Origin of the sequence: Flavobacterium ammonificans, from assembly GCF_020885975.1 — a bacterium.
In the GTDB taxonomy this organism is placed as follows: Bacteria; Bacteroidota; Bacteroidia; order Flavobacteriales; family Flavobacteriaceae; genus Flavobacterium; species Flavobacterium ammonificans.
In genome coordinates, this window is record NZ_AP025183.1 from 1,368,636 (window position 1) to 1,384,522 (window position 15,887).

Genomic DNA, 15,887 nt, shown 5'->3' on the forward strand with positions numbered 1-15,887 from the left:
ATTTATTTTAAAACATGAAATGCTAAGATATTTTGAACATCGTAAACATTAACAGATTTGTTAAATTGTTTCACTATACTAGGATTTACTTCACTAGAAACCCAAATCTTTAGTTCAGCCTCTAAATCGAATGTTCCGGCAGTTTCTATGCTAAATCTTGAAATACTTTTGTAAACAATTGATTTATATTCAATTTTACTTCCTGTAATTCCTTGTTTTTCAATTAATATCAATCGTTTGGATGTAAAGATAAATGTATCTCTAATTAATTTGAAACCAAGTTCTATCGATTCCCCTTCGATTAGTAATTTTCCGTAGTCATTCATTAAACTTTCTTGATCTACAGCTCCAGCATTTCCTAGTAAAGCAGAAAAAATTCCCATAATGGTTTGTTTTAAGTTAAATTAAATAGGCCAATCCAAATCCTAATACTATCATCGATATTTTAGCAATATTGAATTTATGTCCCTCACTACTTTCAAAAATGATAGTCGAAGAAATATGAAATAAAATCCCAATAACTATTGCTGTTATTTCGGTGTAATATGTATTAAGTATCGGTAAATAATCTGACAGAATAGTGCCTAAAGGGGTCATTATAGCAAAGCTAATCATAAATATAAAAATAGCTTTTTTATTCAAATTAGCATTGATGAAAAAGGTAGTTAAAATGATAGCGATGGGTAAATGATGAATGGCAATACCAATTGCTAAATCATGATTATGAGCTACAGGAAAACCTTCTGCCAAAGCATGAATACAAAGACTGATAAACAACAACCATGGAATATGATTCATCTTGTCATGTCCATGAACATGTCCGTGTTCTGCACCTTGCGAAAAATATTCTAAAATAATTTGGAACAAAATCCCTACCATAATAAATAATCCAATTCGATTATTATTACTTTCATAGATTTCCGGTAACAAATGGCTTACTGTTAGTGACAATAAAAAAGAACCGCTGAACGCTAAAAGCAATTTGAGTTTCGCTTTGTCTTTTGGTTGGAAAACCAAAGCAAATAAATAGCCAATTAATACAGAAAGTAAGGGTAAAAGATAATTCATTATTTAAAAATCATGATTAATCGTTCGCTTTCAGTTTTATGGAATTTCTTCAGTTTATAATCCCCAAAGATATCTAATAAATAGATACCAGCTTCATCCATCATCGTTTGAAAATCTTGTAAAGTCAAAGCTTGTACTTTTTCTGTGAAATGAAACGATTCACCTTGATCTTCAAAGGCAATTTCTTTGTAAATATGTCCGTCTTTCACATAGCGTTTTATATAGAAATCAATGCCTTCTACTGTTTTGGTTTCTTCAGGGACTAGATTAGCGATTACTTGATTCACATTCATGAAATCAATGACTGCAAATCCGTGTTCGGTTAAGCTCTCTTTAATGGCAATAAGCGTTTTCAAGTTATCGGCATCATTTTCAAAATAACCAAAACTCGTAAACAAATTGAAAATAGCATCAAATTGATCCTCGAATTTTTCGCGCATATCATGTACCTGAAAATGCAAACTACTATTGCTATTTTTACTAGCTTCTGCAATACTGTTTTCTGATAAATCAGCACCAATAACTTCAAACCCCAATTGGTTTAAATAGATAGCATGACGTCCTTTTCCACAAGCTAAGTCCAATACTTTGGCTTTTTCTGGAAGATTAAGATAGTGCGTCAAGTTATCCATGAAAATTTGCGCTTCACGGTAATTGCGTTCTTTATATAGGATATGGTAATACGGGGTATCAAACCAAGAAGCAAACCAGTTTTGTGTTGGCTTTTGACTATCTAAAACTGTTGGTATCAAATCTTCAGACATTTATTCTTTTTCAATTAAATCAAGTCCGCAAATTTAGTGTATTTTTGCACAAATAAACCCTATTATTTGAATTCAAAGTTCAATAAATAGGTTTTTGCCGCTGCTTTTTTTAAAATAAAACAGAAGTAGTTGAATTGAACAGAAAAAAATGGAAGATAATTTTAAAATGATTGCCAAAACCTTTTTTGGTTTTGAAGAAATATTAGCCAATGAATTAAAAGCATTAGGCGCACAAGATGTAGAACAAGGAATTAGAATGGTTAGTTTCAAAGGAGACAAAGGTTTTATGTACAAAGCCAATTTGTCATTACGAACTGCTTTGAAAATTTTAAAACCGATTTATACTTTTAGAGCCAATAATGAAAACGCCTTATACAAAGGAATTTCAGGAATTAATTGGTCGAAGTATTTGAATGCCAATCAGACTTTTGTAATTGATGCGACGGTACATTCGGATCATTTTAACCATTCTGAATTTGTTTCTCAAAAATGTAAAGATGCGATCGTAGATCAATTTAGAGAAAGAACAGGGCAGCGTCCGAGTATCGACAAAGCTTTTCCAGATTTACGAATCAATATTCACATTGGTAAAGATCAAGTCTCGGTAGCTTTGGACACTTCTGGAAATTCATTGCACCAACGTGGTTACCGAACTGCAACGAATATTGCCCCTATTAATGAAGTTTTGGCAGCAGGAATTTTAATCCTTTCAGGTTGGGAAGGACAAAGCGATTTTCTTGACCCAATGTGTGGTTCAGGAACTTTTTTGGCGGAAGCCGCTATGATTGCGTGCAACATTCCGGCCAATATCAATCGTAAAGAGTTTGCTTTCGAAAAATGGAACGATTGGGACAATGATTTGTTTGACCAAATTGTCAACAGTTTAATGAAAAAAGTAAAAGAGTTTCATTATACCATAAAAGGATATGACAAGGCGCCAAGTGCCGTGAGTAAAGCCAAAGACAATATTCGAAATGCGAACTTAGAAGATTACATCAGCATTGCCGAAGATAACTTTTTTGATACTGAAAAGAACTCTCAAGTAAAATTACACATGGTTTTCAATCCGCCGTATGATGAACGATTGGACATTCATATGGAAGAGTTTTACAAGAATATTGGAGATACGTTGAAAAAGAGTTATCCAGGAACTAACGCATGGTTTATTACCGCCAATCTGGAAGCATTGAAATTTGTAGGATTGAAACCTTCACGTAAAATTAAATTGTTCAATGCAAGTTTAGAAGCCCGTTTAGTGAAATACGAAATGTACGAAGGCAGCAAAAGAACTAAATTTCAAGTAGCCGATAAAGAATAAAAAATAAATGATATGACTAAATTACAATTAAGAGCCTTTATGTATCAGTTGGGAAGTTTTGCTATTTTGTTTATTGCTTTTCGATATTTGATTCATAACTACACTAATTTGACAGGGTTATTTATTCCGTTTACCGCTTTTGTAGTAGGGACAATTCTTTCTCCAAAATTTCAATCCGTTAAAACTAAAGATGGAGAGAAACTCTTTATGTCTTGGCTTTTTATTAAAGGTATAAAGGAGTTGTAATCTTTGGCTTTTGCCAAAAGGCAGCACTATTATTTAGAGATTACTTTCTTTTTATACAACGGGAGAAAATAACTAACAGTGTAGTTAAAACCAATTCCGAAATTTCCATTATAGGTCCTGTTAAATCCCGGAATGTATAAATTATCAAAACCGTCTGGTTTTTTATTGGTAACTAATGTTTTTAATTGAACACTAAATCCAACAAAGACATTGTTAAACATTTTAGCCTTCATTCCGGTTACTACTTCAATCCAACTCGCACTTAAGCCATTGAATTCTTGATTGGCAGGAATTAGTGGTAATTCTCCCCAATAGGGATGCGGGTTATAAATTTTATATCCATTTAATTCTTGACTAAACGTACTGAATCCATAACGCAAACCAATTGAAATGATATTTTCCATATCCAACCAATTTTCATATAAATTGTAATCGAAACCCACTTTTAGGTACGAACCTTTGCTCGTTGATGTTAATCGGTCGTCTTCAGTAGTTTTATTTTCATTTCCGAGTTCGGCTGCTAAAAAGTATTTTTTATTCCATCTAAAATCACCTGTAAGTTCTATTCCTTTATAATTTTTATCATAAAAACCTCTTGAGAATTTAAATAGATCTATTCCTAATCGTAGTCCATAACGATCTTTTTTTACTGGAATGCTATCTTCAGTTTGTTCTAGGGTCTTAGTCTCAAAATTTGTTTTTACAGTAGATTTTTCTTGTGCCTGCACTAAAGTGAACGCAACCAAAAAACAAACACTAGAAAAATAGTTTAATATGTGTTTCATTTTCATTTACTATTGTTGTTTTATCTACTGATATGAATCGGATCCACTTATTTGAAGATAATGCAGAGTGAATTATTGGATTTGTTGGTCGTAAAGTAAACGTAGTTTTGTAGCCACATGCTCTAGAGACAAATGTATTAGTTCGGGTATAATTGATTTGAATTTTGTCAGTAAATACCAAAGCAGGGTTTGTGTTACCCGAATTAAAAATCAAATTATAAGTAGTTACATCTTGATCTACTTTCAACGGAATAGAAATGCTACTTCCATTGGTAACGTATTTTGAATCACCTATCGCATTTGGACTAAAGATAATCCCTTCGGTCATTCCTTCTCCAACCACTTTTAATTGCGATACATTCTTTACAACGCTTGGGTTATTGATATCATAAAAAGTTAAAACTAATCGGGGAGTGGTAATTGTAGCAGCATCGCAAATGTCGTCTTTCTCACATCCTGAGAAAAACACCGAAAGTAGCACAACTACAACAAGAATTCGCTTTTTCATTTGATTATCGTTTCTCCAAAAGTACAACATTTTCTACGTGATGCGTTTGCGGGAACATATCCACAGGGCGCACACGGGTTACTTTGTATTTTTCGTCCATTAATGCCAAGTCACGTGCTTGTGTAGCCGAGTTACAGCTCACATACACCACTTTTTGAGGTTCAATTTTAAGAATTTGCTCAATAACATCTTTGTGCATTCCGTCTCTAGGTGGGTCAGTAATAATCACATCTGGTTTACCGTGTTGAGCAATAAAACTTTCGTTAAAAACCACTTTCATGTCTCCCACGAAAAACTCACAATTGGTAATTTCATTACGTTTGGCATTGGCTTTCGCATCGCTAATCGCTTCCGGAACGCTTTCTACACCAATAACTTTTTTGGCTTTTTTAGATACAAATTGTGCAATAGTTCCTGTACCTGTATATAAATCATATACGGTTTCATTTCCTGTAAGTCCAGCAAAATCGCGTGTTATCTTGTACAATTCGTAGGCTTGATCGGAATTGGTTTGGTAAAAAGATTTCGCATTTATGCTAAATTTCAAACCTTCCATTTCTTCCAAAATGTAATCACGACCTTTATATAGTTGGATATTGGTATCGTATAAAGTATCGTTTGCTTTATTATTCACCACAAATTGAAGCGAAGTAATTTGAGGGAATTTTTTGTAAATATGATCTAAAATTAATTCTCTATTGGCTTTATCATCTTCAAAAAACTGAATCAAAACCATGATTTCTCCGGTTGAAGCAGTTCGTAACATTAACGTACGCAACAAACCTTCGTGCGCTCTTGGGTTGAAGAAAGTCAATCCGTTTTCATTAGCAAAAGCCCTAATCTCATTACGAATTGCATTAGAAGGATCTTCTTGTAAATGGCATTTGTTGATGTCTAAGATTTTGTCCCACATTTTTGGAATGTGAAATCCTAACGCATTTCGATTGCCTAAGTCTTCGGTACTTTCGATTTCTTTTTCGGTTAACCAACGGCTATTCGAGAATGAAAATTCCATTTTGTTTCTGTAAAAGAATTGTTTCTCTGAACCTAAAATGGGATCAAATTCTGGAAGTTCAATTTTTCCAATACGTTGCAAATGGTTTTTTACCTCATTTTGTTTGTAAAACAATTGTTGGCTGTAGTTCATATTTTGCCATTTACAACCACCACAAACTCCAAAATGTTCACAAATAGGTTCTATTCGATGTTCTGAAAGTTCGTGAAACTTTACTGCTTTTCCTTCGTAAAAAGCCTTACGTTTCTTGAATGTTTGCACATCTACAACGTCTCCAGGAACTACATTAGGGATAAAAATTACTTTTCCGTCGGGCGCTTTTGCTACCGATACGCCTTTTGCACCAGCATCAAGGACTTTTATTTGATGAAAGACAACTTTGTCTGTATTTTTTCTTGCCATAGCGCAAAAATAAGTGTTTGAATGGTTTTATAAATTCAATTTGGCAAAATTTTTTAAAAAGGATTCAAATTAGCCTATCTTTGCCGACTGAAAAAAGCCATTATGAAGTTTGATTTATTACAAAAAGATCCACAATCGAAAGCTAGAGCTGGAAGTATCACTACTGATCACGGGGTGATTGAAACTCCTATTTTTATGCCTGTTGGGACAGTTGCTTCTGTTAAAGGAGTGCACCAACGCGAATTAAAAAATGATATCAATCCTGATATTATTTTAGGGAATACCTATCATTTGTATTTGCGCCCTCAAACTGAAATTTTAGAAAAAGCAGGTGGCTTGCATAAATTTATGAATTGGGATCGTAATATTTTGACTGATTCGGGTGGTTACCAAGTATATTCGCTTTCGGCAAACCGAAAAATTAAAGAAGAAGGGGTGAAATTCAAATCGCATATTGACGGTTCGTACCACTTTTTTACACCTGAAAATGTAATGGAAATTCAACGTACAATTGGGGCCGATATTATTATGGCTTTTGACGAATGTACGCCATATCCTTGCGATTATAATTATGCCAAACGCTCAATGCACATGACGCACCGTTGGTTGGATCGTTGTATCAATCATTTGGATAATTTACCTTTCAAATACGGTTACGAACAAACTTTCTTTCCAATAGTTCAAGGAAGTACCTATAAAGATTTAAGAAGACAATCAGCAGAATATATTGCTAATTCTGGTCAGCAAGGAAATGCGATTGGCGGACTTTCAGTAGGAGAACCTGCAGAAGAAATGTATGCCATGACGGAAGTAGTTTGCGAAATCTTGCCTGAAGACAAACCACGTTATTTGATGGGCGTAGGAACTCCTATTAACATTTTGGAAAATATTGCTTTGGGAATCGATATGTTTGATTGCGTAATGCCAACACGTAATGCTAGAAACGGGATGTTATTTACTGCTAATGGAACAATCAATATCAAAAATAAAAAATGGGAAGCAGATTTTTCTCCCATTGATGAAATGGGAATCACTTTTGTAGATACTGAATATACAAAAGCTTACTTACGTCATCTATTCGCTGCTAATGAATTTCTTGGAAAACAAATTGCAACCATTCACAACTTAGGATTTTATATGTGGTTGGTTCGCGAAGCAAGAAAGCATATCTTAGCAGGAGATTTTAGACCATGGAAAGAAATGATGGTTAAAAATATGAGCCAACGATTATAATTTTCTCATGAATAAATTAACAATTCTAGATCAATATATTTTAAAGCGGTATTTAGCCACTTTTTCTGTGATGCTATTGTTGTTTATTCCAATTGGAATTGTTGTTGATGTATCGGAGAAGGTTAACATGATGATCAAAAATCAAGTCCCTTTCAATAAAATTGCTATCTACTATTTTCATTTTACCATTTATTGGGCGAATATGTTATTTCCGATATTTTTGTTTTTATCGGTAATTTGGTTTACATCAAAGTTAGCAAACAACACTGAAATTATTGCTATTTTAAGTTCAGGAATATCTTTTACACGTTTTTTAAGACCTTTTATTATTGGCGCTTCTATAGTTTCATTCGTGGTTTTAATTATGGGCTTTTATTTGGTTCCCATTGCCAGTGAAGGATTTAATAATTTTAGATATACGTATTTAAAAACAGGCGGTCAACAATTAATGCAGGGCGATAATACTGATGTATATCGACAAATTAGTGACACGGAATTCATCTATGTTAATAGCTTCAATACCGAAACTAAAACTGCGTATAATTTTTCATTGGAAAACTGCAATAATGAAAAATTGGTATACAAAATTACTGCCTCACGAATTCAATGGAATCCAAAAGAGAAAAACTACACCCTTTTTGAATATACTAAAAGAACAGTAGGTCCATTAGGTGATAAGATTGAAAAAGCGCCCGAGAAAAAAATGAAATTTAAATTTGATCTAGAAGATTTAGCTCCTGTAGTTTATATAGCAGAGACTCTTCCTTTGGGAAAATTAAACGAGTTCATCAATAAAGAAAAGAAAAGAGGATCTTCTAATATCAATATGTATTTGGTTGTTTACTATAAAAAATTTAGCATTCCTATTTCTGCGTTCATTCTAACAATAATTGCAGTCTCAGTTTCAGCAATGAAACGAAGAGGGGGAATGGGTATGAATTTAGCTATCGGAATTGCAGTGGCATTTTCATATGTGTTTTTCGATAAAATTTTTGGTGTTTTGGCTGAGAAAACAAGTTTTTCACCTTTTATAGCTGTCTGGACACCCAATTTATTTTTTGGAATCCTAGCTTTTTATTTATTACGAAATGCGAAACGATAATTTAACAAGTTACCTTAACCTTCATTTAATTGTTTTTATATGGGGTTTTACTGCTATTTTAGGTGCTTTAATTACTATTCCTGCTGATAATTTAGTTTGGTATCGAATGGTGTTAGCAAGTGGATTCTTGGGTTTGTTTTTAATTGTAAAGAAAAAATCATTTCGTATTCCAATTAAAGAGTTGATGCAATTGGTTTTCGTAGGGTTATTGATCGCCTTGCATTGGATTTTCTTTTTTCAAGCCATACATATTTCTAATGTATCTATAACACTTTCTGTTTTTTCCTTAGGTGCTTTTTTTGCATCATTATTAGAACCCATTTTTTACGGGAGAAAGGTTTTGTGGTACGAAGTGTTTTTTGGTTTAATAATAATAGCAGGATTATTTTTGATTCTTCAAGTAGAAAGCGGCTATATATATGGGTTTTATTATGCTTTGGTATCGATTATTTTAGGGGTTTTATTTACATTAATCAATGGAAAGTTGATAGCGAAACACGACCCATCAGTAATTACATTTTATGAATTCCTCTCGGGCGTATTTTTCATATCTTTTTATTTTGTTTTTCAAGGAAAGTTTACACTTGATTTTTTTGTTTTGTCTCTCAATAATTGGTTTTTCCTTTTTATTTTGGCTTCCGTTTGTACGGCATATGCTTTTACAGCTTCGGTAAAAGTAATGCGTAAATTAACTCCTTACACGGTTATGCTAACCACTAATTTAGAGCCGGTTTACGGAATTGTACTTGCGTATTTTATCATTGGCGGAAAAGAAAAAATGAGTACAGAATTTTATATCGGAGCTTTAATAATTGTAATCACCGTGATTTTAAATGGGATAATTAAACATTATTACAAACCAAAAAAGTAGTCAAAATCGAACTAGTTTTTATACTTAAATGGTAAATAACAACTATCAAACGATTTTAAATTTTATATTTGCATCTCTAATCGAAAAAATAAATAACACAGTAACTCCATGGAATATTTAGATTTTGAACTTCCAATAAAAGAACTAGAAGATCAGTTAGAAAAATGTGTTGTAATTGGTAAAGAATCTGATGTAGATGTTACCAATACGTGCAAACAAATCAATAAAAAGTTAGAAGAAACAAAACGTAACATATACAAAAACCTAACAGCTTGGCAACGCGTTCAATTGTCAAGACACCCAAATAGACCTTATACTTTAGACCATATTCATGCGCTTTGTGGTGATACTTTTTTAGAATTGCATGGAGATCGTGGGTTCAAAGATGATAAAGCAATGGTGGGAGGATTAGGTAAAATTGCGGGTCAATCGTTTATGATTATTGGTCAACAAAAAGGATACAATACTAAAACTCGTCAATACCGTAACTTCGGGATGGCTAATCCAGAAGGATATAGAAAAGCATTACGTTTAATGAAAATGGCAGAGAAATTTGGTATTCCTGTGGTGACTTTAGTGGACACACCGGGAGCTTATCCAGGTTTAGAAGCTGAAGAACGCGGACAAGGGGAAGCGATTGCTAGAAACATTTTCGAAATGGTTCGCTTAAAAGTTCCTGTAATTACTATTATTGTAGGAGAAGGTGCTTCTGGTGGTGCTTTAGGAATTGGTGTGGGAGACCGAGTGTATATGTTAGAAAATACTTGGTATTCTGTAATTTCACCAGAATCATGTTCGTCTATCCTTTGGAAAAGTTGGGAGTACAAAGAGCAAGCTGCCGAAGCTTTGAAATTGACTTCTTCTGACATGAAAAAGCAAAAATTAATTGACGATATTATTCCAGAGCCTTTAGGAGGAGCGCATTTTGATAGAGAGAGTACATTTAAAACTGTAGAGCAATATATCATGAAAGGCTACAACGAGTTGAAAGACTTATCAACAGAAGATTTATTAGCCCAACGATACGAGAAATACCTTGCAATGGGGCATTTTAAAGACTAATAATCTTACAAAAATTCAGTTTATCCGAAACCTTACAGTTTCGGATTTTTTTTGACTTATAAACAAAAAATAGTTAGTTATCAACATTCTTTTGTAATAAGTCCTTGTCTACTTTTTTTTAATTTTTCTTATTTTCGCTACATGGAAAATTTTAGGAATATAGCGCCAGTTAAGGTAGATAATACAACTATCATTAATCTCGAAAAAGGGAAATTACCTCCACAGGTTTTAGATCTTGAAGAGGCTGTATTGGGGGCAATGATGATTGATAAAAAAGGAGTGGATGAGGTAATTGATATTTTACAAGCCGATGCCTTTTATAAAGATGCTCACAAACATATTTTTGAAGCAATTGTTCAATTGTTTACAGAAACCCAACCTATTGACTTATTAACAGTTTCGGCTCAGCTTAAAAAGAATGGAAAATTAGACTTAGCCGGTGGTGATTATTATTTGATTCAGTTGACTCAAAAAATTTCCTCTTCGGCACATATCGAATTTCACTCAAGAATTATTTTACAAAAATTCATCCAGCGAAGCTTGATCCGAATATCCTCTGAAATTATAGAAGATTCGTATGACGAAACTACAGATGTATTCGATTTGTTGGATCGAGCTGAATCTAAATTGTATGAAGTAACGCAAGGAAACATTAAACGTAGTTCTGAAACTGCACAAAGTTTAGTTCTACAAGCCAAGAAAAGAATTGAAGAAATAGCCGGTCAAGAAGGATTAAGTGGAGTGGCGACTGGTTTTGAAAAATTGGACAAGATTACTTCTGGTTGGCAACCAAGCGATTTGATTATTATTGCAGCTAGACCTGCAATGGGAAAAACCGCCTTTGTTTTGTCTATGGCGCGAAATATGGCTATTGATTTCGGAATGCCTGTTGCGCTATTTTCTTTAGAGATGGCGTCTGTACAATTGATTACACGTTTGATTTCTTCGGAAACAGGTTTGTCATCTGAAAAATTACGTACAGGAAAATTAGAAAAACACGAATGGGAGCAATTGAGTACCAAAGTAAAGAATCTTGAAAAAGCACCATTATATATTGACGATACACCATCGCTTTCTATTTTTGATTTAAGGGCCAAAGCGAGACGTTTAGTTTCTCAGCACGGCATTAGAATCATCATTGTCGATTATTTACAATTGATGACTGCTGGAGGGAACGGAAAAGGTGGTGGAAATAGAGAGCAAGAAATCTCAACTATTTCTCGAAATTTAAAAGCATTAGCAAAAGAATTAAATGTTCCAGTTATTGCACTTTCTCAATTATCTCGTGCTGTGGAAACTCGTGGTTCAAGTAAGAGACCTTTGTTGTCTGACTTGCGTGAATCGGGAGCGATTGAGCAAGATGCCGATATTGTTTCGTTCTTATACCGTCCGGAATATTATAAAATTGACGAATGGGATGATGATGAAGCTTCGCCAACTGCTGGTCAAGCCGAGATTATGATCGCCAAGCACCGTAATGGTAGTATCGAAAATGTTCGTTTGAAATTTATTGGTCACTTAGGGAAATTCGACAATTTAGATGATTATTCAGGTAGTTTTGATGACTTACCTTCTAGTATGAATAGTGACGATAATCCTTTTATTACTAAAAACTTGCCATCGGCAAATGAAGCCTTTGGTAGTAATCTAAATGACGATGATGAGGACAGTGATGTTCCGTTTTAAGAATATTAGATAGTTAGAATTTAAGATTAATGGATTAAGTTATCTTGGATTAAATTATGTAAATTAGGTGTAAATAAGTTCATTAACTTGACTATTTATCTTTGAAATAAAAACACCATGTGCTTCAAAAAAATAATTTTGGTATTGCTGTTCCTGATTTCTTTTTCAGGAAAGGCCTCTTATATTTTGTTGCCAATGGATGAAACGACTCAACAAAATCATTTAAAGGCCTACGGAATTACCTATTGGTGTTTGGATAAAAGTTATAAGGTTAATTGGTTACTAAACTATAGAGGTGGTTCCTTTTTATTACCTGATGCTGACGAAATCCGAAAAGAATGCCAGATTCGTGGAGTAAGTTTTGAAATCCTTTCGGATGGAGAACAAGAAGCTATTTTGAATGAAATTTCGAGTCCCTCACAAAATATGGAGTCGGTTTTATTAGAAAAAGCCCCCAAAATTGCGGTTTATACTCCCAAAGGTAAACAACCTTGGGACGATGCAGTAACTTTAGTGCTGACCTATGCTGAGATTCCATTTACTCCCATTTATGATCAAGAAGTATTATCTGACCAACTGCTATTATACGATTGGTTGCACTTGCATCATGAAGATTTTACAGGACAATACGGAAAATTTTATGCAGCCTATCGGAACGTTCCTTGGTATATAGAGCAAAAGGTAGCAGCAGAAAAGTTGGCAGAGCAATTAGGGTTTTCTAAGGTTTCGCAAGAAAAAGGTGCGGTGGCCAAAAAAATTCGCGATTTTGTCATTGGTGGGGGCTTTATGTTTGCGATGTGTTCTGCTACAGATAGTTTTGATATTGCTTTGGCTGCTGACGGAATTGATATATGTGAAGCTATGTTTGATGGAGATCCAAGTGAACCTAGTTATCAGTCCAAATTGAATTACGACAATACGTTTGCGTTTAAAAATTTTACTTTGGAACGAAAACCTGAGCAATATGAGTTTTCCGATATTGACATGACTTCTAAAAGACAAATCCCACCAGACAAGGATTACTTTACTTTAATGGAATTTTCAGCTAAATGGGATCCTATTCCAAGTATGTTATGTCAAAATCATACGCAATTAATCAAAGGTTTTATGGGACAAACTACGGCTTTTGATACAAATTTTGTAAAGTCTAATGTCTTGGTTTTAGGAAGTTGTGAGTTGAATAGTGAAGTGCGTTATTTGCATGGGCAAAAAGGTAAAGGAATGTTCAGTTTTTATTCTGGACATGATCCAGAAGATTTTCAGCACCAAGTAGGTGATCCACCAACAGTTTTGGATTTACATCCGAATTCGCCAGGCTACAGATTAATTTTAAACAATGTTTTATTTCCTGCGGCCAAGAAGAAAAAACAGAAAACGTAATCAATTCAAACTAAACTCCATCCAAATAGGGCAGTGGTCAGATATAGTTCTAGCCTCTTTTAACGATTGAAAGTTTTGGTAAAACGGAATTACACCTGAATTTAACTTTCTGATTTTTGATTTTGAAAAAAATAGATTGTCATATTCAGAGGCGAGGCAAACTCCATTTTTGCAACTGCGTTTTAACGAAGTTTTTTGGTTCACTAAAGCCGAAGAATATCCCATTTTTCGTAAAGGATCAAATACAAAATGTGATTGTGGACAATTGAAATCTCCCGCAAAAATTAGATTAAGTTTAGGATATGCTGAAGGAAAATATTTGAAATATTTAATTTCTCTATCAGGTTGCTTACTTTTAGTGATGGCGTGAAAGGATACAACTGTAAATTGCTTTTTGTTGTATTCAAAAGTGCATAAATAGGGTTCGCGTTCCATAACCGAAGCGTATTTTTTTTCGAGCCAAGCTTTTCCTATTTTCTTAATTATTGCTGATTTCCAAAGAAAAGCATAGCGTTCGGTTTTGCTAGGCGTACTTGTAGTTGGATCACTGATGGTATACTCCCATTTGTTTCCTTTTCTATTGAGTTCGTCAGCGAGCCGTGCAACAGCTTGTGCGCCTCCGTAACCCGCTACGACTTCTTGTACTGCAACTACATCGTATTTATTTAATTGAGTGGCGATATAGGCTATTTCTTCATTAGATTTTGATTTGCCAAAGTTTTCAATATTCCAAGAGATCATTTTAACTTGACTAAAGCCAGAAGAATATAGGAAAAGGAATAATAGAATAATTAGTTTTTTCATAAGACTGAATTTGGGTTACTTCAAAAATAGTTTATTTGATATAAAGACACAAAGGCATTAAGATTTAAATTTATTTAAAACTAAATAAGCATCTTTAGCAGCTAAATATTGGGAGATAGGTTGATTAAGAATTTTAGCCTTTGGGATGAAATTAATAATATTATTTTGCCACAGATTAAAAAGGATTTCAAAAAAATATTTATATCTGCGAATCTGCGGTTGAATTTTATATTTTTCCAACAAAAAACCCCAATCTTTCGATTGAGGTTTTTCTATAAGTAAGTAATCTAAATTGAGTTGATAAAACGTTTATTTTACTTTATTAATTATTGCTTTGAAAGCTTCTGGGTGGTTCATAGCTAAATCTGCAAGAACTTTACGGTTCAATTCGATATTATTAGCTTTAACTTTTCCCATGAATTGAGAATAAGACATTCCTTCCAAACGAGCTCCAGCGTTGATACGTTGAATCCATAAAGCACGGAAATTTCTTTTATTCACTTTTCTGTCACGGTAAGCGTAGCACATTGCTTTCTCTACCGCGTTCTTAGCAACTGTCCAAACGTTTTTACGTCTACCAAAGAAACCTTTGGCTTGCTTCATTATTTTTTTTCTTCTTGCTCTTTTAGCAACTGAATTTACCGATCTTGGCATAATTTTACTGTTTTTTTTGTAGCAGGCGTCCCGAATTTAATCAAGAGAACTTAAGGCCATACTCCAAGGTTATTAAATTGTTTTTAACCTAAAGAATTATTTTTGTAATTGACAATAAATCGTCGATTAGATAATTCTTAATTGTTGTTTGATGCTTTTTTCATCTGATTGGTGAACTAACGCTGAGTGAGTCAAAGCTAATTTACGTTTTTTAGATTTTTTAGTCAAGATATGACTTTTAAAAGCATGCTTTCTTTTAATCTTTCCAGAACCAGTAACTTTAAAACGTTTCTTGGCGCTAGATTTGGTTTTCATTTTAGGCATTTTTTCCTAGTGTTTTTAATTTATCTTACTTACTTATTTTTGAGTCATTAGCCACAAGCCAATGGCAATTAGTTTTAAAACTTTTGCCTATTAGCTATTGACTAGTAACTATTTCTTTTTCTTAGGAGCAATGAACATAATCATTCTTTTACCCTCTAGAACGGGCATTGCTTCTACTTTACCAAATTCTTCTAAATCAGTTGCCAAACGCAATAATAAGATTTGACCTTGATCTTTATAAATGATAGAACGTCCTTTAAAGAAAACAAAAGCTTTCAATTTAGAACCTTCTTTCAAGAATTTTTCAGCATTCTTTCTTTTGAATTCGTAATCATGCTCATCGGTTTGAGGACCAAAACGAATTTCTTTAATCACCACTTGTGTTGATTTAGCTTTCAAAACCTTTTCGCGTTTCTTTTGCTCATAGACAAACTTTTTGTAGTCCATGATTTTACAAACGGGTGGATCTGCATTTGGCGAAATTTCAACCAAATCCAATTCAAATTCGTCAGCTAATTTCAAAGCATCTGCAGTTTTAAAAACTCCAGGCTCAATATTTTCACCTACAAGACGTACTTCTGGTACACGAATAAAATTATTAATTCGGTGTGCATCTTTCTTTTCTACTCGAGGTTGGTAACCTCTGTTGCTTCTTATTGCTATGG

18 protein-coding genes are annotated in these 15,887 nt (G+C 33.7%); 8 read left to right on the forward strand and 10 right to left on the reverse strand.

Annotation, left to right across the window (positions count from 1 at the left end):
• Positions 1-2 precede the first annotated feature (2 nt).
• The 3 genes from LPC23_RS06200 to LPC23_RS06210 are packed head-to-tail and all read right to left on the reverse strand — an operon-like array spanning position 3 to position 1,832.
• Positions 3-383: a PH domain-containing protein gene (locus tag LPC23_RS06200; protein WP_229323656.1), complete on the reverse strand. Its 381-nt coding sequence runs from the start codon at positions 381-383 to the stop codon at positions 3-5.
• 16 nt (positions 384-399) lie between these two features.
• Positions 400-1,068, reverse strand: coding sequence for a ZIP family metal transporter (locus tag LPC23_RS06205; protein WP_229328903.1), 669 nt, complete (start codon positions 1,066-1,068; stop codon positions 400-402).
• Positions 1,068-1,832, reverse strand: coding sequence for a class I SAM-dependent DNA methyltransferase (locus LPC23_RS06210; protein WP_229323660.1), 765 nt, complete (start codon positions 1,830-1,832; stop codon positions 1,068-1,070). The genes LPC23_RS06205 and LPC23_RS06210 overlap by 1 nt, the downstream gene beginning before the upstream one ends.
• A gap of 148 nt (positions 1,833-1,980) precedes the next feature.
• Between LPC23_RS06210 and LPC23_RS06215 the strand changes: the two genes are divergently transcribed.
• A complete protein-coding gene (locus tag LPC23_RS06215; RefSeq protein WP_229328905.1) occupies positions 1,981-3,150 on the forward strand; it encodes a THUMP domain-containing class I SAM-dependent RNA methyltransferase in 1,170 nt (389 codons plus the stop codon).
• Positions 3,151-3,162: 12 nt separating this feature from the next.
• Positions 3,163-3,396: a hypothetical protein gene (locus LPC23_RS06220; protein WP_229323664.1), complete on the forward strand. Its 234-nt coding sequence runs from the start codon at positions 3,163-3,165 to the stop codon at positions 3,394-3,396.
• A gap of 29 nt (positions 3,397-3,425) precedes the next feature.
• Here the strand turns inward: LPC23_RS06220 and LPC23_RS06225 are convergent, their stop codons facing one another.
• From LPC23_RS06225 to rlmD, 3 genes are read right to left on the reverse strand one after another with little or no spacing between them, the layout of a single operon-like run.
• Positions 3,426-4,181, reverse strand: a complete 756-nt coding sequence (locus LPC23_RS06225) for a DUF6048 family protein (protein WP_229328907.1) — start codon at positions 4,179-4,181, stop codon at positions 3,426-3,428.
• Positions 4,153-4,689: a DUF6452 family protein gene (locus LPC23_RS06230; protein ID WP_229328909.1), complete on the reverse strand. Its 537-nt coding sequence runs from the start codon at positions 4,687-4,689 to the stop codon at positions 4,153-4,155. The genes LPC23_RS06225 and LPC23_RS06230 overlap by 29 nt, the downstream gene beginning before the upstream one ends.
• 4 nt (positions 4,690-4,693) lie before the next feature.
• Entirely contained in the window at positions 4,694-6,106 is a 1,413-nt protein-coding gene (gene rlmD, locus LPC23_RS06235; protein WP_229328910.1) for a 23S rRNA (uracil(1939)-C(5))-methyltransferase RlmD, read from the reverse strand.
• Positions 6,107-6,208: 102 nt separating this feature from the next.
• Here rlmD and tgt point away from each other — a divergent pair, with 102 nt between their 5' ends.
• The 6 genes from tgt to LPC23_RS06265 all read left to right on the forward strand — a co-directional run bounded on the left by tgt (position 6,209) and on the right by LPC23_RS06265 (position 13,440).
• Positions 6,209-7,339 carry a tRNA guanosine(34) transglycosylase Tgt gene (tgt, locus tag LPC23_RS06240; protein ID WP_229328911.1) on the forward strand — a complete coding sequence of 377 codons (1,131 nt, stop codon included), beginning with the start codon at positions 6,209-6,211 and terminating at the stop codon, positions 7,337-7,339.
• A gap of 7 nt (positions 7,340-7,346) precedes the next feature.
• The gene (locus LPC23_RS06245; RefSeq protein WP_229328912.1) at positions 7,347-8,441 is read left to right on the forward strand and encodes an LptF/LptG family permease; all 1,095 of its coding nucleotides are present in this window, start codon (positions 7,347-7,349) and stop codon (positions 8,439-8,441) included.
• A complete protein-coding gene (locus LPC23_RS06250; RefSeq protein WP_229328913.1) occupies positions 8,428-9,312 on the forward strand; it encodes a DMT family transporter in 885 nt (294 codons plus the stop codon). Before LPC23_RS06245 ends, LPC23_RS06250 begins: the two co-directional genes overlap by 14 nt.
• 108 nt (positions 9,313-9,420) lie before the next feature.
• Entirely contained in the window at positions 9,421-10,374 is a 954-nt protein-coding gene (locus LPC23_RS06255; RefSeq protein WP_229323678.1) for an acetyl-CoA carboxylase carboxyltransferase subunit alpha, read from the forward strand.
• Positions 10,375-10,515: 141 nt separating this feature from the next.
• Positions 10,516-12,060 (forward strand): replicative DNA helicase, encoded by a 1,545-nt coding sequence (dnaB, locus tag LPC23_RS06260; protein ID WP_229328914.1) that lies wholly within the window; start codon positions 10,516-10,518, stop codon positions 12,058-12,060.
• Positions 12,061-12,177: 117 nt separating this feature from the next.
• Complete coding sequence (locus tag LPC23_RS06265; RefSeq protein WP_229328915.1) at positions 12,178-13,440, forward strand: asparagine synthetase B; 1,263 nt, start codon at positions 12,178-12,180, stop codon at positions 13,438-13,440.
• Here the strand turns inward: LPC23_RS06265 and LPC23_RS06270 are convergent, their stop codons facing one another.
• From LPC23_RS06270 to infC, 4 genes are all read right to left on the reverse strand, one after another.
• The gene (locus tag LPC23_RS06270; protein WP_229328916.1) at positions 13,441-14,244 is read right to left on the reverse strand and encodes an endonuclease/exonuclease/phosphatase family protein; all 804 of its coding nucleotides are present in this window, start codon (positions 14,242-14,244) and stop codon (positions 13,441-13,443) included.
• Between the two features lie 309 nt (positions 14,245-14,553).
• Positions 14,554-14,898, reverse strand: coding sequence for a 50S ribosomal protein L20 (rplT, locus tag LPC23_RS06275; protein ID WP_229328917.1), 345 nt, complete (start codon positions 14,896-14,898; stop codon positions 14,554-14,556).
• Between the two features lie 126 nt (positions 14,899-15,024).
• Positions 15,025-15,222, reverse strand: coding sequence for a 50S ribosomal protein L35 (rpmI, locus tag LPC23_RS06280; protein ID WP_229316965.1), 198 nt, complete (start codon positions 15,220-15,222; stop codon positions 15,025-15,027).
• A 108-nt stretch (positions 15,223-15,330) separates the two neighbouring features.
• Entirely contained in the window at positions 15,331-15,885 is a 555-nt protein-coding gene (infC, locus tag LPC23_RS06285) for a translation initiation factor IF-3 (RefSeq protein ID WP_420842319.1), read from the reverse strand.
• Between the last annotated feature and the right edge of the window lie 2 nt (positions 15,886-15,887).

What these genes read in the sequence shown, in the direction of transcription:
- rlmD (WP_229328910.1), bottom strand. Translation starts at nt 6,106, where the DNA reads ATGGCAAGAAAAAATACAGACAAAGTTGTCTTTCATCAAATAAAAGTC.
- rpmI (WP_229316965.1), bottom strand. Translation starts at nt 15,222, where the DNA reads ATGCCTAAAATGAAAACCAAATCTAGCGCCAAGAAACGTTTTAAAGTT.
- LPC23_RS06200 (WP_229323656.1), bottom strand. Translation starts at nt 383, where the DNA reads ATGGGAATTTTTTCTGCTTTACTAGGAAATGCTGGAGCTGTAGATCAA.
- LPC23_RS06265 (WP_229328915.1), top strand. Translation starts at nt 12,178, where the DNA reads ATGTGCTTCAAAAAAATAATTTTGGTATTGCTGTTCCTGATTTCTTTT.
- LPC23_RS06245 (WP_229328912.1), top strand. Translation starts at nt 7,347, where the DNA reads ATGAATAAATTAACAATTCTAGATCAATATATTTTAAAGCGGTATTTA.
- LPC23_RS06220 (WP_229323664.1), top strand. Translation starts at nt 3,163, where the DNA reads ATGACTAAATTACAATTAAGAGCCTTTATGTATCAGTTGGGAAGTTTT.
- LPC23_RS06270 (WP_229328916.1), bottom strand. Translation starts at nt 14,244, where the DNA reads ATGAAAAAACTAATTATTCTATTATTCCTTTTCCTATATTCTTCTGGC.
- LPC23_RS06225 (WP_229328907.1), bottom strand. Translation starts at nt 4,181, where the DNA reads ATGAAACACATATTAAACTATTTTTCTAGTGTTTGTTTTTTGGTTGCG.
- LPC23_RS06230 (WP_229328909.1), bottom strand. Translation starts at nt 4,689, where the DNA reads ATGAAAAAGCGAATTCTTGTTGTAGTTGTGCTACTTTCGGTGTTTTTC.
- LPC23_RS06205 (WP_229328903.1), bottom strand. Translation starts at nt 1,068, where the DNA reads ATGAATTATCTTTTACCCTTACTTTCTGTATTAATTGGCTATTTATTT.
- LPC23_RS06210 (WP_229323660.1), bottom strand. Translation starts at nt 1,832, where the DNA reads ATGTCTGAAGATTTGATACCAACAGTTTTAGATAGTCAAAAGCCAACA.
- dnaB (WP_229328914.1), top strand. Translation starts at nt 10,516, where the DNA reads ATGGAAAATTTTAGGAATATAGCGCCAGTTAAGGTAGATAATACAACT.
- LPC23_RS06215 (WP_229328905.1), top strand. Translation starts at nt 1,981, where the DNA reads ATGGAAGATAATTTTAAAATGATTGCCAAAACCTTTTTTGGTTTTGAA.
- LPC23_RS06250 (WP_229328913.1), top strand. Translation starts at nt 8,428, where the DNA reads ATGCGAAACGATAATTTAACAAGTTACCTTAACCTTCATTTAATTGTT.
- LPC23_RS06255 (WP_229323678.1), top strand. Translation starts at nt 9,421, where the DNA reads ATGGAATATTTAGATTTTGAACTTCCAATAAAAGAACTAGAAGATCAG.
- tgt (WP_229328911.1), top strand. Translation starts at nt 6,209, where the DNA reads ATGAAGTTTGATTTATTACAAAAAGATCCACAATCGAAAGCTAGAGCT.
- rplT (WP_229328917.1), bottom strand. Translation starts at nt 14,898, where the DNA reads ATGCCAAGATCGGTAAATTCAGTTGCTAAAAGAGCAAGAAGAAAAAAA.